Genomic DNA, 17,872 nt, shown 5'->3' with positions numbered 1-17,872 from the left:
CCAGTCTCCCGGCGCCGCGGTGCGTCGGGTAGCGGATTACCAGTTGGCCTGGCCGGGCGCGGGCGGCAGCGGCGTGCCCGGATCGTGGATCACGTACGTGGTGCCGCCGGAACCGGTCAGCCATGCCGCCTCGAACTCGGCACGCCCCACCGTCTTGCGCACCGCTGCGTCGTCCGGGGAGTACGGGTCGTTGAGGACGGGGCTGCCGTCGGCGGCGAACCCGGCGATCACCAGCAGGTGCCCGTTCGTCGCGTAGTCGAGGCCCGGGATCTCGCCCTTGCGGAACGACACCGACACCACCAGCGGGATGCCCGCCTGGACGAACAGTTCCGCCTCGGTCAGCGACCGCAGCCGTGTCACGAACGTGGCCAGCCCACCGAAGCGCGCCGCGTGCGCGGTGTTGAACGGCCAGTTGCCGCACCCGGAGTACGCGTGGTCGTAGGTGTTGCGGGCGGCGTGGTCGACCCACGGGTCGGCGTACGACGGATCGACCCAGGCGTAGTCGGCGGGCGTCGGACCGGTGCCCCAGTACGCGACGACCATGGACGTCGACGTGGGGCTGCACCACGCCTCGCCGCCCCCGTCCCACTGCGGGTACTGCCCGTCGTGGATCTCCTGCGAGTACCTCGGCACGTCGAGTACGGTGCCGGCGGCGGGACCGGGCGCGCTCGCGGTCGGCTTCTTCGTCGGCAGCGCCGACGCGACCGCGCCGAGCGACCGTACGGCCGGGCTGTCGGTACTGCCGGCCGGGCGGTACAGGGTGAGGCGCAGCTGCCAGCTGGCGAGGGTGACGCCGGACGCGGCGACGAACGTGTCGACGTCGACGCGGCCGTTCGGGTCGGACTGCCCGGCCACCGACGTACGGTGCAGCGCCGTGTCGTCGGCCGCCCACCGGCCCAGCACGTACCAGGCGGTGCCGGGGCCGCGCGCCTCGACCTGGAGCCAGCTGCCGCCCGGCGTCGCGGCGTTCCACGACGCGATGAGCTGGGTCAGCCCGAAGCCGGGTTCGACCACCGGCGACGTCCACTGCCCGAACTCGTACGTCCGGGTGCCCCCGCCGTACGGGTCGGTGTAGTCGACGGTGCCGACCGGTTCGCCGAGCACGACCGTGCCGTTCGCCACCGTGGTACCGGCGGTGGCGCCCGCGCCGAGGTCGGCGCCGGACCAGGCGCGGTAGGCGATGTTGCGGGTGTCCACTGTGGCCTTCCGGGTGCTGGCGAAGGCCGGGTCGCCGCCCGTGACGCCGGCGGCGAGCACGGCACCGCCGATCAGGACCGCACGTCGCTTCATGGCGAATTCCTCCGAGTTGGCGTGTACGCGGAAGATTTGCGCCCAAACGCTAGCGGTTCGGCTCGTCCGGGGCCAGCCGTGGCGGGAAGCCGCCGCTCGCGACCGGACCCCAGTCGTCGATCGTGACGCGGATCAGGCACTTGCCCTGCCGCACCATCGCCGCCCGGTACTCGTCCCAGTCCGGGTGCTCGCCGCCGATGCACCGGTAGTACTCGACCATGTCCTCGATCGCGTCGGGCAGGTCGAGCACCTCCGCCGTCCCGTCGAGCTGCACGTACGGCCCGTTGAACTCGTCGGACAGCACGCACACGGTGACCCGGGGGTCACGTCGCGCGTTGCGCGCCTTGGCCCGTTCCGGGTACGTGGAGACGACGACGCGGCCCGCGGTGTCCACGCCGCACGTCACCGGGGAGACCTGCGGGCGACCGTCGCGCCGGGTCGTGAACAGGACCGCGTGGTGGCGCGGCCGGACGAACTCCAGCAGGTCGTCGCGGTCCGGGCGCCGTGCGCTCGCGTACGTCGGCATGTCGATCACCGTAACCGCATGGGGTAGCGTGCACGCGATCGGACCGGCGCGGGTCCGAACCGGCTCCCGGCGTCGACACCCCCCGAGTCGAGCATTCCGCTCGTGCGACGCCGGGCGCGGTCTCCCGGGCCCGGGCCCCCACCCGGCTCCGGGAGACCGCTTCATCCCCGCCGCCGGCACCCTTTCCTCCCCGCCGCAGGCGTCCTGTCCGGTCCGGCGCGCGACAGTTACCACTCTGGCGCAACCGTCGGTGCCCGCCGCGGGCCCTCGTGTCTACGGTGTTGCCTGGTCAGGGCCATCCCAGCTCCTGATTCAACCTTCCCGGATGCTGGTACGGCAGCGCGATCGGAGGCGCCGTGGGCGACTTTCTGCACACCTTCTTCGACGTGCACGAGATGTGGTCGGTACTGCCCGAACTGCTCGGCGAGGGTCTCCGCAACACCCTGCTGATCGCGGTACTCGCGATCGTGTTCGGCCTCGTCCTCGGCATGCTCCTGGCCGTACTGCTGCTGTCGAAGCGCCGGCTGGTACGGCTGCCCGCCCGGCTCTACGTCGACGTGTTCCGCGGGCTGCCGGCGATCGTCACCGTCAGCCTGGTCGGCCTCGGCCTGCCGGCGGCGCACCTGCGCCCGTTCGGCCGAAGCCCCCTCGGGTACGCGGTGCTGGCGGTCGGCCTGATCTCCGCCGCGTACTGCGCCGAGATCTTCCGGTCCGGCATCCAGTCCGTACCGCCCGGCCAGCTCCAGGCGGGCCGCAGCCTCGGCCTGTCGTACCTGAAGACGATGCGGCTGGTGGTGGTGCCGCAGGGGATCCGCAACGTGCTGCCGGCGCTGGCCGGGCAGTTCATCGTCGACATCAAGGAGAGCTCGCTGGTGTACCTGCTCGGCCTCGCCGTCGGGCAGCGCGAGCTGTACTTCATCGCGCAGGAGCACCAGGCCGCGTCGTACAACTCGTCGTCGCTGGTCGCCGCGGGCCTGTGCTACCTGGTGATCACGATCCCGCTGACGTACCTGGTGAACTGGCTGGACCGCCGGATGCGCGCCGGCCGTCCCCGCGTCGCGACCCCGGCCCCGGTCGAACCCGCGGCCGAGCAGACGGAGGTGTCCGCATGAACGTACGGCCGGAGCCGGCGACCGCGGTGGTCGAGCCGGCGACCGAACCCCTCATCCGGGTACGCGGCCTGCGCAAGTCGTACGGGCCGGTGGAGGTGCTGCGCGGGGTCGACTTCGACGTGGCGCCGAGCGAGGTCGTGTGCGTGATCGGGCCGTCCGGCTCGGGCAAGTCCACGATGCTCAAGTGCATCAACCTGCTGGACGCGCCGACCGCCGGTGAGATCGCCGTGTCCGGCGTGACGCTGACCGACCCGAAGGTCGACGTCGACGCGGTACGCGCCCGGATCGGCATGGTGTTCCAGCACTTCAACCTGTTCCCGCACAAGACCGTACGGGCGAACGTGACGCTCGCGCTGCGGCACGTGCGCGGGCTCGGGCGGGCGGCGGCGGACGCGGAGGCGGCCGAGCAGCTCGACCGGCTGGGCCTCGCGCACCTGGCCGACCAGCGGCCGGCGAACCTGTCCGGCGGCCAGCAGCAGCGCGTCGCGATCGCCCGCGCGCTGGCGATGCGGCCCGAGGTGATGCTGTTCGACGAGGCGACCTCCGCTCTCGACCCGGAACTCGTCAAGGGCGTCCTACAGGTGATGCGCGACCTCGCCGGGTCCGGCATGACGATGCTCGTGGTGACGCACGAGATCGGCTTCGCCCGCGAGGTCGCCGACCGGGTCCTGTTCATGGACGACGGCGTCATCGCCGAGCAGGGCCCCGCCCGCGACGTACTCGAACGGCCGCGCACCGAACGCCTGCGCACCTTCCTGTCGCAGGTCCTCTGACCCCGCCCGAACCCGCTTTCCCTGACGTACCAAGGCAATCGGCGGAACGTCCCCAGGTTCCGTACCCCTCGAAAGGACCCATCCCATGCGACTGCGTGTCCTCGCGGCCGGCGCGGTACTCGCCGCGGCCCTGCCGCTCACCGCCTGCGGTGGCGGCGCTTCCGACGCCGCCGACAACCCGCTGCACCTCGTCCAGCCCGGTACGATCTCCGCCGCGGTGTCCACCGACCAGCCGCCGTTCGCGTCGGCCGCGAAGGGCGGCACGCCGAAGGGCTACATCGTCGACCTGACCGACGAGGTCGCGAAGCGGCTGCACGTGAAGGTGCAGTACAAGGCGAGCACGGTGCCGGGTGCGCTGCAGGGCGTCACGACCGGCCAGTACGACCTGGCGGCCAGCGGCCTCGGCGTCACCCCGGAACGCGAGCGGTCCGTCGCGTTCACCAAGGCCCTGTACTGGAGCACCACCGCGGTCCTGACCCGGAAGTCCAGTAGCGCCAAGGGACTCGGCGACTTCAAGGGCAGGAAGGTCGGCGTGGTGACCGGGGCGGTGCAGGAGAGGTTCCTGGACAAGATGCCCGGCGTGGTGGCCACCAAGTTCCAGAACCAGAACGCCGCCGTGTCGCAGCTGCTGTCCGGCAACCTCGACGCGTTCGTGGTCGGCGGCCCCGACGCCGACGCCTACCTCAAGCAGTACGACTCGTTGAAGGTCGCGGTGTCCGCGCCGGTCGACCACCCGACCGCGATGGCCACGGGCAGGGACAACACCGCGTTCCGTACGGCCGTGGACAAGCAGCTCGCCGCGATGGTCGCCGACGGCACGTTCCTGAAGATCTACCGGCGCTGGTTCACCGAGCCGCCGCGCCCGGAGCTGGTCAAGGTGTGGCCGGCGCTCGGCAAGTGAGGACGACCGTGACCGTCACGCCCGCGACCGCCGAACCGATTCCGTTACCTGACGGCGGATCCGTGTACCGCACGGTGCTGCGGATCCCGATGCGGGACGGCGTCGAGCTCGTCGCCGACCGGTACGCCCTGACCGCCGAGCCGGCACCCGCCCCGGTACTGCTGGAGCGCACCCCGTACGGGCGGCGCGAGCGTCGCGGGTCGGACGGCCTGACCCGCGACGGCGCGCCGATCCAGCCGGTCGACCAGGCCGCGTACTTCGCCCGCCGCGGCCTCGTCCTGGTACGCCAGGACTGCCGCGGGCGGGGCGACTCGGACGGCACGTTCGTCAAGTACCTGGGCGAGGCGGAGGACGGGTACGACACGGTCGAGTGGCTGGCCGCGCAGCCGTGGTGCGACGGGCGGGTGGCCACCACCGGCGTCTCGTACTCGGCGCACGCGCAGACCGCGCTGGCCGCGCTCGCCCCGCCGCACCTGGCGGCGATGTTCGTCGACTCGGGCGGCTTCGCCAGCGCGTACGAGGCGGGCGTGCGGATGGGCGGCGCGTTCGAGCTGAAGCAGGCGACGTGGGCGTTCCGGCACGCGCAGGAGAGCCCCGCCGCGCGCGCCGACCCGGTCGTCCGGGCCGCGCTGGACTCGCAGGACCTGCGGGCCTGGTTCGGCGCGCTGCCGTGGCGGCGGGGCCTGTCCCCGCTCGCCGCGGTCCCGGAGTACGAGGAGTATCTGCTGGACCAGTGGGCGCACGGCGCGTTCGACGGGTTCTGGCGGCAGCTCGGCATCTACGGCCGCGGCTGGTACGACGCGTTCCCGGACGTACCGAGCCTGCACATGGTGAGCTGGTACGACCCGTACGTGCCGACCGCCCTGGAGAACGTCCGCCAGCTGTCGGCCCGCAAGACCGGCCCGACCCGGCTCGTCATCGGCCCGTGGACGCACGGCGCGCGCAGCGTGTCGTACGCCGGGGACGTGGACTTCGGGCCGGCGGCCACCCTCGACGGCAACCTGGCGCCGGACTACCTGGAGTTCCGCGCCGACTTCCTGGCCCGGCACCTGGCGGGGGAGGGCGGCGACGACCCCGCCGTCCGGTACTTCCTGATGGGCGGCGGCTCCGGCCGGCGTACCGCGGAGGGCCGGCTCGACCACGGCGGCTCGTGGCGCACCGCGTCGGCGTGGCCGCCCACCGAGACCACCCCCGTCACCCTGTACCTGCGGGACGGCGGCACGCTCGGCACCGACGCGCCGGACGGCGGGACCGTCGAGTACGACTTCGACCCGGCGCGGCCGGTGCCGACGATCGGCGGGCAGGTCACCTCCGGCGAACCGGTGATGTCCGGCGGCGCGTACGACCAGGTCCCCGGGCCCGGCACGTACGGCGGGACCGCGCCGTACCTGCCGCTGGCCAGCCGGCCCGACGTGCTCGTCTTCCAGACCCCGCCGCTCGCCGCCGACGTGGCGCTCGCCGGCCCCGTCGAGGTACGCCTGCGCGTGTCGTCCAGCGCCGTCGACACGGACTTCACGGCCAAGCTGGTCGACGTGCACCCGCCGAACCCGGACCACCCCAACGGGTACGCGATGAACCTGACCGACGGGATCCTGCGCTGCCGCTACCGCAACTCGTACGAGCGGCCCGAGCCGATGGAGCCGGGGGCGGAGTACGAGATCGTGGTGCCGGTGCCGGACACCGCGAACCTGTTCGCCGCCGGGCACCGGATCCGGCTGGACGTGTCGTCCAGCAACTTCCCGCGGTTCGACGTCAACCCGAACACCGGCGGCACCGAGGTCGACTCCCGCCGCCGCGTCGTCGCCACCAACCGGGTACATCTCGGACCCTCCGGGCTGACGGTGCACGTACTCGCCGGCGCGGAGGCACTGCCGGCGTCCTGACCGGCGACCCGGGACGCGCCGGCCCTAGACTCGGCGTCCGTGGTGGTGACGCTCGACCTGGCGAAGGCGCGCCCGGCCGACCTGGTCGCGGGCGCGTCCCCGCTCGCCGAGCTGATGGCCGGGCTGCACGTACTGGCCGAGCCCGAGCACCACCCCGAGTCCCGGGCCTGGCTCGGCCGGGTCCGCGAACGGATGCCGGACGGCCTCGCCACCGACCTCGCGTACCACGCGCCGCTGTGGGCCCGGTTCCGCTGCCGGCTGTTCTACCCGTTCGCCGGGCCGCTCGACCGTGACCTCGACGGCGAACTCGACGCGCTGTCCCGGCTCGACGAGGACACCTTCGTCCGGTACGCGGCGATCGCGATCCGCGGCACCACCTTCCCCGTCGACGGGCTGCTCGCCGACCCGTCCGGCTTCCTGCGCGCCTGCGAGCGCCGCTCGTACTCCCGGGCCGAGCTGGCGCGCGCCCTCGTCACCGATCCCGCCGCCGTACGCGCCGGCCTGGTCGAGACGCTCGCCCGCTGCGCCACCTCGTACTTCGACGCGGAGTGGCGGATGGTCGGCCCGCGGCTGCGCGACGTGTCCGCCCGGCTGCGCGACGCCACCCGCGGCGCGACGGTCGCCGCCACCCTCGCGTCCATGTCGCCGACCGCCACCACCACCGACGTACCGCCGCGGGTGCACTACGACAAGCTCCAGTCCGCGACCGGGGCCGTCGCCGCGCACGGCTGCCTGCTCGTACCGACGCTGCGCGGGTGGCCGCACCTGATCGTGAAGCTCGACCCGGACGAGCCGGTCGTCGTGCACTTCCTCGCCGGCGACTGGGAACAGCACCGGCAGGTCTCCCAGTCGCTGGTCCGCGAACGCATCGCCGCCCTCGCCGAACCGGCCCGCCTCGACCTCTGCCGGCACCTGCTCGGCGAGCCGATCACCACGTCCGAGCTGGCCGAACGTACGGCGCTGGGCGAGCCGCAGGTGTCCCGGCACATCCGCCGGCTGCGCGAGGTCGGCCTCGTCACCTCCCGCCGCGAGGGCCGCATGGTCTACCACCGGCTGCACGCCCGGCTGCTGCTCGACCTCGGCGTCGACCTGCTCGCCACCGTGATGCGCTGACCACCGCCGCGGATCAGTCGGCGGCGGGGACGCCCGCGGGGCGGGCCTGCACGTCGTCGGGGCGGCGCGGCCGGGGCGCGTTGTTGACCAGCCAGAGCGGTTCGGCCGCGTCCTCGCCGGTCTCGACCGGTTCCTCGGCCGGCCCGGCGAGCTGGCTCACCGTCCGCAGGACCTCCACGATCTCCTCGTGTACGGCGTGCCGCACCGCGGCGGCCTTGTCGTACCGCTCGCGCGCGAGGCCGAGGATCCTGGCGGCCTCCTGCCGCGCCTCGTCGACGATCCGGCCGGCCCGGTGCTGCGCGTCGGCCACGGCCACCTTCGCGTCCTCGGCCGCCGCCGTACGCATCGACTCCGCGTCGTTGCGCGCCGCGGTACGCGTCGCCTCGGCGTCGTTGCGCGCCGCCGTCCGCGCCGCCTCCGCGTCCTGGTGCGCCGCGGCGCGCGCCGCCTCGGCGTCGTCGCGGGCCGCCGCGCGGATCCGCTCCGCCTCGGTGTGCGCGTCCTCCAGCACACCCGCGGACAGCTGCTCGGACTCGGCGAGCAACTGCTCCATCCGCCCACCCAGGTACTGCGCCGGCGTCAGCCGGTTGACCTGCTCGTCGCGGTCCTGCGCGATCATGTCGGCGCGCAGCTCGGCGATCTGCGTCATCAGTTCGCGTTCGCGGGCCTGCGCCCGACCCTGTCGGACGGCGAGCTCGGTGAGGGTGCGTTCGACGCGGTCCGCGTACCGCCGGACCTGGTCCCGGTCGTACCCGCGGACCGCGGTGTCGAAGGCCGCCTCGGGCCGGAAACCGGTGTCGCGCAAGGCAACTTCGTGGTCAGAGAAGTCCCGTCGGATCCCCATGATGCCCCTCCAGCCGCCGCGCCGTCGATCATGAGATGCCCACCCTAGTAATACCCCCAACCGCGGCATTTCAACCAGGGGTCCGCGGAACCGACCCCTTGTACCGCGGGACGGGGCGACCGCATCGCCGACACGCCGGAGACGCGGTCACCTTCATCGTCGCAGGCCGGCGGGATCCGCGCCGGGCAACGGGATTCACGGCCGAAGCGCCACCGGTTCGGCTGGTTCGTGGCAGCCTTGCCGACCCCCGGCACCACCGTCCGGTACACCCGCGTCCGGCCGCGCGCCTGTCCAGCGGCGCCGGGCCGACATGGCTCCGGTGTCGACGGGCCGGGTGTCCGCGGCGCCTCGTCGTAGCCGCGTCCGTGCCGTGGGTAGGACGAGGATCGGACCCGAACTCATCGACTCCGTCCGATCCCACCGCCGGGTTGCGGAGCCGCCCGGCGCTACCCAAGAATGGGAGCCCGAGTCGCCGCGCGACCGTGGGAGTCGGCTCGATGAACGGCCGGCGAATTCGCCGTGCAGCTCGATACCGGCCACCCCGGAAAAGGAGCCACACAGTGCTGGACGCCCAGGATTCCGCGCGGCTGCGCCGGCTTCTCGACGAGGTGCGGGAGTACGGGGGGAGGGAATCGGTCGCCGGGTTCTTCAGTGAATTCGTCGGCGGTCGTGATCCCGGCCTGGACGGTGTGCTGGTGTTCGACCATGCCGCGCTGCTGGTCTTCCCGGACGACGTCGCCGACGTGACCGAGCTGCTGACCGACGCCGGGTTCACGGCGCTGCCCCCGGTGGCGAGCGTGGTGGTGCGGCAGCGCCTCGCCGAGCGGTACGGGGTGGCCGAGGACGCGCTGCCGGTGTCGATCGTGCGCGGGACGATCCCGTCGGGCCCGGCCGCGGGGCGCGGTGTCGAGGTGTTCGCGGCGACCGGCGAACTGCCCGCGTCGATGGTGGCCGCGGAGCGGGCGAACGACACCGAGGCGCATTTCGCGTTCACCATGGTGGACCCCGGCGACGGCGCTTTGGAATCGCTGCGGAAGACGTTCGCGAATCGGCTGTCGCTGGTTCCCGACGGCGGCGGCTACAACCCGTACGACGATGCCGCCTCGGGCGGCCGTTCGGTCTTGTACTTCCGCGTCCCGGACGGTTCCGCGGCGGGTGTCCGCCGATTCGAGCTGACCTGTGCCGGCCATTTCCCGGAGGTCATCGACGGGCATCTGCGCAGCGTCGGGCAACAGTTCGGGCAGGCGCCGGAGAAACTGCTCGCGCTGCTCACCGGGCACTGGGCGGCCCGCGCCGTCCACGTGGCGGCGGAGCTGGGGCTCGCCGACCTGCTGGTCGAGCCGGCCAGCGCCGCGGAGGTCGCCGAGCGCGCCGGTACCGATCCGGACGCGACCGCCCGGCTGCTGCGTTTCCTGGCGCACCTGGACGTGCTGCGCCCGGCCGGCGACGGGCGTTTCGCCCTCACCGGCACCGGTGCGCTGCTGCGCGCCGACAACCCGTTCCGCGACCTGACCCGGCTGTACGGCGGGGCGTTCTACGACGCGTGGTCCGAGCTGCTGCCCGCGGTACGGGACGGCGGCAGCGCCTTCGGCCACCGGTACGGGACGGAGCACTTCGACTGGCTCGCCGCGCACCCGGAGACCGCGCGGGTCTTCGACCGGACGATGGCGGCGGTGACCGACGTGGTCGCCGCCGAGGTCGGCACCGCGTACGACTTCCCGGCGGGCGCGACGGTCGTGGACGTCGGCGGCGGCAACGGCGCCCTGCTCCGCGCCGTACTGCACCGGCACCCGACGACCTCCGGCGTGCTGTTCGACCGCGACCACGTGGCCGCCGCCGCGGGCGCCGACGGGCGGTTGCGTACCGAGGCCGGCGACTTCTTCACCGCCGTACCGGACGGTGGCGACGTGTACCTGCTGTCCCGGGTGCTGCACGACTGGGACGACGCGGACTGCCACCGGATCCTCACCGCGTGCCGCGCCGCCTGCGTCCCGGACGCCACCCTGCTCGTACTGGAACGGCTGCTGCCCGACGACGGCGCCGACCTGGGCGGCTTCTCGCTCGCCCTGCCGTGGGACATGCAGATGCTCGCGGTGACCGGTGGCCGGGAACGCAGCCGCGCCGAGTACGACAAGCTGCTGGCGGGGGCGGGTTTCCAGCTCACCGGCGTGCGCGCGCTGCCGGTCGACATGAACCTCATCGTCGCCACCCCGGTCTGACCTTCAGCCGGACCGGACCGGGCCGGCGGCCGGCGACGCCCACCGCGCGGCGGCCGCCGCCGACCCGACCCGCGCCGCCGAACCTCCGGCCACCGGCGCGACAGCCCGCGCACGCCCGGCCCCACCCCGGTACGCGGGCGCGGGGTCCGGGCGAGGCCGGCGGTCAGCGGTCGAGTCCGGCGTCGTGGACCAGGTCGGCGGCGAGCCCGTCGACGAGGTCGGCGGACAGCCCGCGTGCGGTGAACCAGCCACCGACGTTGCGTACGTCGCGTTCCAGGAACTCCCGGCCGCGCGGGTTGCCGATCACGTCCACGATCTGCGGCACGTCGATGACGACGAGCCGCCCCTCGTGCACCAGCAGGTTGTACGCGGACAGGTCGCCGTGCGCGTACCCGTCGCGGGCGAGTACGGACAGGCTGTGCCGCAACTGTTCCCACAGGTCGGCGAGTTCGGTGGGGTCGGGCCGGGTCTGCGCGAGCCGCGGCGCCGCCGTACCGTCGGCCGTCCCGACGAACTCCATCAGCAGCTCGGTGCCCACGATCTGCACCGGGTACGGCACGGCCGCGCCCGCCTCGTACATCCGGCACAGGGCGGTGAACTCGGCGTTCGCCCACATCCCGGCGATCGCCTCGCGGCCGAACGCGGACCGTTTCGCGACCGCCCGGTTGACCCGGGATTCCTTGTCCCGCCTGCCTTCCAGGTACCCGGAGTCGCGGTGGAACATCCGGTGCTTCGGATCCCGGTACCGCTTGGCGGCGAGCAGCGTGCCGCGGTCGGTCCCGGGTACGGACCGGTCGAGCAGGTAGACGTCCGCCTCCTTGCCCGTCTTCAGGACGCCCAGCTCGGTGTCGACCGCACCCAGCTCGGTCACCACCCACTCCGGGTACGGCCGGGGGCCGCGCTCGGTGGGGGTGGACTGGTCCCAGGTGGACCAGCGGTCACCGGACGGCGGACCGTCCGGCGCGACCGGCGTGTCCTCGCCGAACACGTCGAACCGCTCGGCGTAGTCGGCGAACGCCCCGTCCATGTCGTACTCGGTGGTGGTGTCCTCGCGGCTCTTCTTCCCGCCACGGGAACGGATACGGGTGAAGCTGTCGTACTCGTGCACTGCGGTGGTCTCCTCGGGAGTGGCCCACCGCGGGCACGTGACTCAGGCGGTGGGCTGGGCGAAGCGGAAGGCGTCTGACGCGCACACGAAGGCGCGCCGAATGACATCGGCAGCCATGAGGTCACGCCTCCCTTCGCACCCCGCCGGCACCGCCGGCAGCTCGACCTGCCGGAGCACCGGCATCGAGCGCACACACTATCGGCAGTACGACGCCGCGCAACCCATTTAGAGGTCCCGACAGTCCTTTCTGTCAGGACCTCTTAGGTTGCCGCGGGTGACGAGTACCTCCCGTTGCCCGAGATTTGCCGGTGTCTTGCTGTGGTGTTTCTAGCCTTACGCCATGAGTCTGACCGGAAGGCCGCTGTTGGTGGTCGTCGGACTGCTGGCCCTGGCCATGCCGGTCCTCGCCGTGTACGGGTGGCGTTGGCGCACCCTGCGCCTGGTCCGTACGATCGCGCTCGTCGTGTGCGGGCAGCTGCTGTTCAGCCTGGCCATCGGGCTGGAGATCAACCGCAAGCAGGACTTCTTCACCAGCTGGGACGACCTGCTCGGCGCCGAGGGTACGAAGACGCAGGCGGCGGCGTCGGGCACGCTGGACCGCAAGGCCGCCGCCGACGCGGCGAACAAGCACGGCCACGGCATCGTGATGTCGCTCAGGATTCCCGGCGCGCGCTCCGGGCTCGACCTGCCGGCGCTCGTCTACCTGCCCCCGCAGTACAGCCAGAAGGGGTGGACGCACCGGCGGTTCCCGGTGGTCGAGGCGCTGGACGGGTTCCCCGGCACGCCGGAGCGCTGGACCCACACACTGCACCTGCCGCGCATCCTCGACGCGGAGATCGCCGCCGGCCGGATGGCGCCGACCATCGTCGTGATGCCGACCCAGCAGACGAACAAGTGGCGCGACTCCGAGTGCATCAACGCGGTCGGCGGCGACCAGTTCGCCACGTACCTGACGCGGGACGTGCAGCAGGTCGTCCGGACCAAGTTCCGCGCCGCGCTCACCCGCGACGGCTGGGGCCTCATCGGGTACTCCACCGGCGGGTTCTGCGTGAACAACCTCGCGTTCCAACCCGGGTACGGCTACGCCGCGGGCGCCGCCATGTCCGGCTACTTCATCCCGTACCAGGATCGCGGTACGGGCAACCTGTTCCACGGCAACGTGAAAGCCCGCCAGGCCAGCTATCCGTTGTGGCAGCTGGAACACGCCCGGCACCTGCCCGGCATCTCGCTGTACTCGGCGTGCGCCAAGCCCGACCCGGAGCCGTGCAAGGAGGCGCACCTGTTCGCCGCCGCGCTGCGCCGCCACCCGGGCCCGGTGCACCTCACCCAGGTCGAGGTGAACACCGGTGGGCACAACATGGTGACGTGGCGGGCGATCGAGGGCCCGGCGTTCGACTGGCTGTCGGCGCACCTCGGCCCGCCGCTCGCGGTCGCCTCCGTCCCCGGCAACATCCCGCGTACGCCGCTGCCGCCGAAGCCGTCGCACTCCACCGGCCAGCCCCCGGGCGAACTCGCGAAGCCGCGCCCGTCCACCCGCAGCGGTACGGCCGGCACCCCGACCCGCCGCAGCGTCGTCGCCTCACCCACCGCGTAGCCGGGGACCACCACGCGGTCGGGCGTCAGCGACCGGCGTTCACCGCGGACGCGGCGAGGCGGGCGCGTGAGCGCGGGCGTCGCGGGCGGGTGTCGCGGCCAGCCGTGACGGCGTTGCCTTGTGGCGCAAGCGAATCGTCAGTGGCGGCGGCCGGGGCGGTCCAGTGCGCGGAGCGTGGCGCGCAGCTGTGTGGTGAGCGCGGCGGTGGTGTCGGCGTCGAGGTGGGCGAACAGGGCGGCGTGCGCGGCGTTCGTCGCGAGGACGGCCTCCTCGGCGCGCTCGACGCCCTCGTCGGTGAGGCGGACCGCGGAGCCGCGCCGGTCGCCCGGGTCCGGCTCGCGGACGACGAGGCCGGCGGCGACCAGCCGGTGCACCACGTTGGTGGTACCGCCGGAGGACAGCAGCAGCGAGGCGGCGAGTTCGTTCTGCCGGCGGCGGTAGGGCTTCCCGACCGACCGCAGCGTCGCCAGGATCTGGTACTCGGCCTTGGTCAGGCCGAGCCGGGTCAGCTCAGGCGCGGCGGCGTCGTCGAGCAGCACGGTGAGCCGCGCGACGCGCTTGCCGATCTCCAGGGGGCCGAGCTCGACCTCGGGCAGTTCGGCGCGCCAGGCGGCGACCAGGTCGTCCACCGGGTCGGTCCGCGTCACCTTCATGCGGTTGAGCCTATCGGGCTTCCCTGCTAGCTTTCTCTGTAGCTTTTCAAAAAGCTTTCTACGGAGGTACTTGGATGGACGTCCTGATCCGCGGCGGCCGGCTCGTCGACCCCGACACCCACGCCGACGTACTGGTGCGCGGCGGGCGGATCGCCGCGGTCGGCCCGGACCTCGCCGTACCGCCGGGGGTGGAGGTGATCGACGCGGCCGGCACGCTCGTCCTGCCGGGGTTCGTCGACACGCACCGGCACACCTGGCAGACCGCGTTGCGGCAGACCGGATCCGACTGGACCCTCGGCGACTACGCGGCCCGGATGTTCGGCCCGCTCGGCGCCGCGTTCCGGCCCGCCGACGTGTACGCGGGGACGCTGCTCGGCGCGCTCGCCGCGCTCGACGCCGGCATCACCACGGTCGTCGACTGGGCGCACGTGATGGCCACGCCCGCGCACGCCGACGCGTCCGTACGGGCGTTGCGCGACGCCGGCGTCCGCGCCGTCTTCGCGCACGGCTGGGCCGGCGGGCACGTCGGCCCGCACCCCGCCGACGTACGACGGGTCCGCGCCGAGCTGCTGCCCGACGACGACGCGCTCGTCACGCTGGCCCTTGCCGTACGCGGGCCGGACTTCAGCGATCTGGACACCACCCGGGCCGACCTCGCCCTGGCCCGCGACCTCGGCGTACCGGTGAGCGCGCACGTCGCGGGCGGCGCGCCGGGCGACCACCCGGACGGCATCGGCGCGCTCGCCGACGCGAAGCTGCTCGGCCCCGACCTCACCGTCGTGCACGCGACGGGTGCGAGTGACACCGACCTGGCGCTGCTCGCCGAGTACGGGGTGGGGGTGTCGGTCAGCCCGCAGACCGAGCTGGTGATGCCGGGGGTCGGGGCGGGCACGGCACTGCGCCGGCTGCGGCGGGCCGGCGTACGCGCATCGCTGTCGACCGACACCGAGGTGGCCGCGAGCGCCGACCTGTTCAGCCAGATGCGGCTCGCGCTGGCGTCGTGGCGCCGCGACACGCCGGTCGGCGAGCCGTTGCCCACCGCCGCCGACGTACTGCGGCTGGCGACGGCGGACGGTGCCGCCGTCGCCGGGCTCGCCGACCGTACGGGCGCGGTGGCCGTCGGGCTCGCCGCCGACCTCGTGCTGCTGCGCGCCGACGCCGTCAACCTCGCGCCGGTCACCGACCCGGCCGCCGCCGTCGTACTCGGTGCGCATCCCGGCAACGTGGACACCGTGCTCGTCGCCGGGCGCGTGGTGAAGCGCGCCGGGCGCCTGCTCGCGGACGTACCGGCGGCGGTGGCGGCGGCGCGGGACTCCGCCGCGCGGCTGCCGCTCTGACCGTCCGTACCGGACGGTGCCGCCGCCGGTCCGACCGTCCTCAGTGGACGGTGGTGGTCGCGCGCCAGCGCCGCCGCCGGGTACGGGTCGCGGCCGGCCGTACCCGGTGGGTGCCGGTGGCGAGCGCGTCCGCGGCGCGCTGGACGCGGCGGGTGAGTGCGGGCAGCCCGGCCGTGCGACCGGCGGCGACCCGTTCGAGCGCCGGTACCAACCGGATCAGCGCGGCGGCGGACCTGGCCGTCGGGGTCGTCGCGGACGCGCGGCGGCGCGCGGCGGCGGCACACGTACGCCCGCAGTACCGGGGGGCGCGGCCGCGCGCCGGCGGCTGGATCCGCGTCGTACAGCCGGGTCGTTGGCAGGCGACGGGTGGGCGGCGCGGCGGGTTCTCGGCGCGGAACCGCGTGACCAGGCCGGTCAGCTCGGCGAGTTCGGTGTGCTGCGCGTCGGTGAGGGTGCCGCGTTCGTCGCGGCGGCGTTGCCGGGCGAGCCAGCCGAGCGCGGACTCGGTGGGCCGCCGACCCCGGCGTACCGCGGCGCGGAGTTCGGTGGCGCGCTGGTGCCAGCGGCGTTCCTGGCTGCCGCGGAGAGTGGCGAACAGTTCGCGGTGCGGTTCGGGGAGTTCGCCGCGGCGGGCGGCGGAGCGCTGCCGGCTCATCCACTCCACCGTCGACTTGCTGGTGTCGCCGGCCGCCGCCAGCCGGTACCGGCGCAGCCACGTGTCCGGCACCGCGGCGGCGCGTACCTCGGCGAGTTGGCCGGCGAGGGTCGGGTGGGAGCGGCGCAGCCAGCCGGCGAGAGTGCGTTCGGCCGGGTCGTCGGCGTCGGGCTGCGGCAGATGGCGGTGCCGGCCGACGAACGTACGGAGTTGCCCGAGCCGGTCCGCCGCGGTACGCCGGCGGTCGGCGGCCACGTCCCACGTCCAGGCGGGCAACCGCAGCAGCGCGGCGCGCTGGTCGGTGGTGAGCCGGGCGCGGTGCTGGCGGCAGTTGCGGGCGAAGCGGCCGACCGGGTACCCGTCGTCGGCGACCGCGCCGACGGGCGGGATGCGACCGTGGTCGGCGACCCAGGCGGCGAGGTGGGGAAAGCCGAGGTTCCACCGGGCGAGGCCGGTGTCCAGTCTTCGCCGCGGGTTCTTCGTCCGCCACACCCAGTGCGGTACGGCCTCCAGCGCCTCGACGCGGTCCCGGCTCAACGTGCCCCGGTGGTACGCGTACCGCGCGTTGCTCACCCAGGTCGCGAGGTTCCGGCCGTCCGGCGTACGGGCGTCGCGCGGCGGGTACGTGTGGCCGTTGGCCTTCGCGTACCGGGTGACGGCGGCGAGGGCGGTGCGCCACGCCGTCGTGTTCCGGCGGTCCGGTGCCGGGGGCGGGGTGGTGCTGTGGGCCGGTTCGGCCACGCTCGCCTCCTTGAGACCACTCTCGTACCTGATGGGGTTTCTCTGTGTGGTTCTAACGGGCACGGAGGGTTTTGGGTACTGGGTGTTCGATGCGGTACCCGGGGCAACGAGTTCGCCGGCTGGTCGGTCGTGTCCACGTTCGGGTGATCGTCCCGTGACCGGGTGGCACCGGATCCGGGCGCGGTGGGACGGCACGCCGGGCCGTCGTCGCGGCGCGGCGGTGGAACGTTGCGGGTGGCGCTCGGCGCCGGAACGCTCAGGCGCCGCTGGCGGTCGGCGCTGGAACGCTCAGGCGCCGCTGGCGGCGCACTCCGGGCAGCGGCCGAAGATCTCCACCGTGTGCCGCACCTGGTCGTACCCGTAGCGCGCGGCGAGCTGGGTGGCGGCCTTCTCCGCGGCGGGTACGTCGACCTCCCGGGTACGCCCGCAGACGCGGCACACCAGGTGGTGGTGGTGACCGCTGCCGGCGCACTGCCGGTAGAGCTTCTCGTCCCCGGCGATCGTGATGACGTCCAGCTCACCCGCATCGGCGAGGCTCTGCAGCGCCCGGTACACGGTGGTCAGGCCGATCGTGCTGCCGCCGCGGCGCAACAGCTCGTGCAACTGCTGCGCGCTGCGGAACTCGTCGGTCTCGGCGAGCAGCTCCCGTACGGCGGCGCGCTGCCACGTCGCCCGGGTCTGTGCCGCCCCGGTCCGCCCGTCCGCCACCGTCGTCCTCCCTCGCGCGTCGATGCATGGCGATATTGCCATGCAATCATGCCGGGCCGGGCGGGGCACCCGAGCCCGGCGGATCCAGCCGGCAGGGGACTTCCAGTCGGGAGAGCCACTTGCGCCCGATCTCGGCCGGCAGGTCGACGTCGTGCGCCCGGGCCAGCAGCAGGACGTGGCAGAACACGTCGGCCACCTCGGCCCGGAACGCGGCGTCCCGTTCCTCCGACGTGCGCCCCTTCGTCCGGGCCAGCCCCCGCAGCATCAGGTACGCCTGGGTCAGCTCGCCCATCTCCTCCTGGAGCTTGAGCAGGAACCACGGCTCGTCCCGGTCGATGCCGAACGCCGCGGCGTACCCGGCGGACACCGCCTCGACCTGCTCGGAGAGCGCCTCGATGTCCATGCCGGCACGCTA

Annotated in this window: 16 protein-coding genes; 8 read left to right on the top strand and 8 right to left on the bottom strand. The window is 73.7% G+C overall.

The window, feature by feature from the left end:
• Positions 1-36: 36 nt before the first annotated feature.
• Both Aru02nite_RS03105 and Aru02nite_RS03100 read right to left on the bottom strand, forming a co-directional pair.
• Positions 37-1,290, bottom strand: a complete 1,254-nt coding sequence (locus Aru02nite_RS03105) for a C39 family peptidase (RefSeq protein WP_203654724.1) — start codon at positions 1,288-1,290, stop codon at positions 37-39.
• A gap of 49 nt (positions 1,291-1,339) precedes the next feature.
• Complete coding sequence (locus tag Aru02nite_RS03100; protein ID WP_203654723.1) at positions 1,340-1,816, bottom strand: PPOX class F420-dependent oxidoreductase; 477 nt, start codon at positions 1,814-1,816, stop codon at positions 1,340-1,342.
• Between the two features lie 356 nt (positions 1,817-2,172).
• Here Aru02nite_RS03100 and Aru02nite_RS03095 point away from each other — a divergent pair, with 356 nt between their 5' ends.
• From Aru02nite_RS03095 to Aru02nite_RS03075, 5 genes are all read left to right on the top strand, one after another.
• Positions 2,173-2,928, top strand: coding sequence for an amino acid ABC transporter permease (locus Aru02nite_RS03095; protein WP_203654722.1), 756 nt, complete (start codon positions 2,173-2,175; stop codon positions 2,926-2,928).
• On the top strand, positions 2,925-3,701 hold the full coding sequence (locus Aru02nite_RS03090) for an amino acid ABC transporter ATP-binding protein (protein WP_203654721.1): 777 nt from the start codon (positions 2,925-2,927) through the stop codon (positions 3,699-3,701). Before Aru02nite_RS03095 ends, Aru02nite_RS03090 begins: the two co-directional genes overlap by 4 nt.
• A gap of 85 nt (positions 3,702-3,786) precedes the next feature.
• Positions 3,787-4,602: a substrate-binding periplasmic protein gene (locus tag Aru02nite_RS03085; protein WP_203654720.1), complete on the top strand. Its 816-nt coding sequence runs from the start codon at positions 3,787-3,789 to the stop codon at positions 4,600-4,602.
• Between the two features lie 8 nt (positions 4,603-4,610).
• Positions 4,611-6,485 (top strand): CocE/NonD family hydrolase, encoded by a 1,875-nt coding sequence (locus Aru02nite_RS03080; protein ID WP_203654719.1) that lies wholly within the window; start codon positions 4,611-4,613, stop codon positions 6,483-6,485.
• A gap of 39 nt (positions 6,486-6,524) precedes the next feature.
• The gene (locus tag Aru02nite_RS03075) at positions 6,525-7,598 is read left to right on the top strand and encodes an ArsR/SmtB family transcription factor (protein ID WP_203654718.1); all 1,074 of its coding nucleotides are present in this window, start codon (positions 6,525-6,527) and stop codon (positions 7,596-7,598) included.
• Positions 7,599-7,611: 13 nt separating this feature from the next.
• On the opposite strand, the gene Aru02nite_RS03070 is transcribed toward Aru02nite_RS03075, so the two are convergent.
• Positions 7,612-8,403, bottom strand: coding sequence for a hypothetical protein (locus Aru02nite_RS03070; protein ID WP_203654716.1), 792 nt, complete (start codon positions 8,401-8,403; stop codon positions 7,612-7,614).
• A gap of 599 nt (positions 8,404-9,002) precedes the next feature.
• On the opposite strand from Aru02nite_RS03070, the gene Aru02nite_RS03065 reads away from it, so the two are divergent.
• Positions 9,003-10,661: a methyltransferase gene (locus tag Aru02nite_RS03065; protein WP_203654714.1), complete on the top strand. Its 1,659-nt coding sequence runs from the start codon at positions 9,003-9,005 to the stop codon at positions 10,659-10,661.
• Between the two features lie 163 nt (positions 10,662-10,824).
• On the opposite strand, the gene Aru02nite_RS03060 is transcribed toward Aru02nite_RS03065, so the two are convergent.
• Positions 10,825-11,688: a serine protein kinase RIO gene (locus Aru02nite_RS03060; RefSeq protein WP_203654885.1), complete on the bottom strand. Its 864-nt coding sequence runs from the start codon at positions 11,686-11,688 to the stop codon at positions 10,825-10,827.
• A 421-nt stretch (positions 11,689-12,109) separates the two neighbouring features.
• Between Aru02nite_RS03060 and Aru02nite_RS03055 the strand changes: the two genes are divergently transcribed.
• Positions 12,110-13,363: an alpha/beta hydrolase gene (locus Aru02nite_RS03055; RefSeq protein WP_203654712.1), complete on the top strand. Its 1,254-nt coding sequence runs from the start codon at positions 12,110-12,112 to the stop codon at positions 13,361-13,363.
• A gap of 137 nt (positions 13,364-13,500) precedes the next feature.
• Here Aru02nite_RS03055 and Aru02nite_RS03050 read toward each other — a convergent pair whose 3' ends face one another.
• Complete coding sequence (locus tag Aru02nite_RS03050) at positions 13,501-14,016, bottom strand: MarR family winged helix-turn-helix transcriptional regulator (protein ID WP_203654711.1); 516 nt, start codon at positions 14,014-14,016, stop codon at positions 13,501-13,503.
• A gap of 74 nt (positions 14,017-14,090) precedes the next feature.
• On the opposite strand from Aru02nite_RS03050, the gene Aru02nite_RS03045 reads away from it, so the two are divergent.
• Complete coding sequence (locus Aru02nite_RS03045; RefSeq protein ID WP_203654708.1) at positions 14,091-15,353, top strand: amidohydrolase family protein; 1,263 nt, start codon at positions 14,091-14,093, stop codon at positions 15,351-15,353.
• Between the two features lie 40 nt (positions 15,354-15,393).
• Here the strand turns inward: Aru02nite_RS03045 and Aru02nite_RS37110 are convergent, their stop codons facing one another.
• The 3 genes from Aru02nite_RS37110 to Aru02nite_RS03030 form a co-directional block, all read right to left on the bottom strand.
• Positions 15,394-16,749 (bottom strand): helicase associated domain-containing protein, encoded by a 1,356-nt coding sequence (locus tag Aru02nite_RS37110; protein WP_203654706.1) that lies wholly within the window; start codon positions 16,747-16,749, stop codon positions 15,394-15,396.
• Between the two features lie 288 nt (positions 16,750-17,037).
• Entirely contained in the window at positions 17,038-17,457 is a 420-nt protein-coding gene (locus tag Aru02nite_RS03035) for a Fur family transcriptional regulator (RefSeq protein WP_239076348.1), read from the bottom strand.
• A gap of 46 nt (positions 17,458-17,503) precedes the next feature.
• A complete protein-coding gene (locus Aru02nite_RS03030; protein WP_203654702.1) occupies positions 17,504-17,860 on the bottom strand; it encodes a nucleoside triphosphate pyrophosphohydrolase family protein in 357 nt (118 codons plus the stop codon).
• Between the last annotated feature and the right edge of the window lie 12 nt (positions 17,861-17,872).

It is taken from the genome of Actinocatenispora rupis, assembly GCF_016861975.1.
GTDB lineage: Bacteria > Actinomycetota > Actinomycetes > Mycobacteriales > Micromonosporaceae > Actinocatenispora > Actinocatenispora rupis.
The sequence above is the reverse complement of the archived record's forward strand: the minus strand, read 5'-3'. Positions and strand labels throughout refer to the sequence as shown.

Coding starts and splice junctions, on each gene's coding strand:
- Aru02nite_RS03105 (WP_203654724.1), bottom strand. CDS start 1,290: ATGAAGCGACGTGCGGTCCTGATCGGCGGTGCCGTGCTCGCCGCCGGC.
- Aru02nite_RS03100 (WP_203654723.1), bottom strand. CDS start 1,816: ATGCCGACGTACGCGAGCGCACGGCGCCCGGACCGCGACGACCTGCTG.
- Aru02nite_RS03090 (WP_203654721.1), top strand. CDS start 2,925: ATGAACGTACGGCCGGAGCCGGCGACCGCGGTGGTCGAGCCGGCGACC.
- Aru02nite_RS03085 (WP_203654720.1), top strand. CDS start 3,787: ATGCGACTGCGTGTCCTCGCGGCCGGCGCGGTACTCGCCGCGGCCCTG.
- Aru02nite_RS03060 (WP_203654885.1), bottom strand. CDS start 11,688: ATGGACGGGGCGTTCGCCGACTACGCCGAGCGGTTCGACGTGTTCGGC.
- Aru02nite_RS03055 (WP_203654712.1), top strand. CDS start 12,110: ATGAGTCTGACCGGAAGGCCGCTGTTGGTGGTCGTCGGACTGCTGGCC.
- Aru02nite_RS03050 (WP_203654711.1), bottom strand. CDS start 14,016: ATGAAGGTGACGCGGACCGACCCGGTGGACGACCTGGTCGCCGCCTGG.
- Aru02nite_RS03045 (WP_203654708.1), top strand. CDS start 14,091: ATGGACGTCCTGATCCGCGGCGGCCGGCTCGTCGACCCCGACACCCAC.
- Aru02nite_RS03030 (WP_203654702.1), bottom strand. CDS start 17,860: ATGGACATCGAGGCGCTCTCCGAGCAGGTCGAGGCGGTGTCCGCCGGG.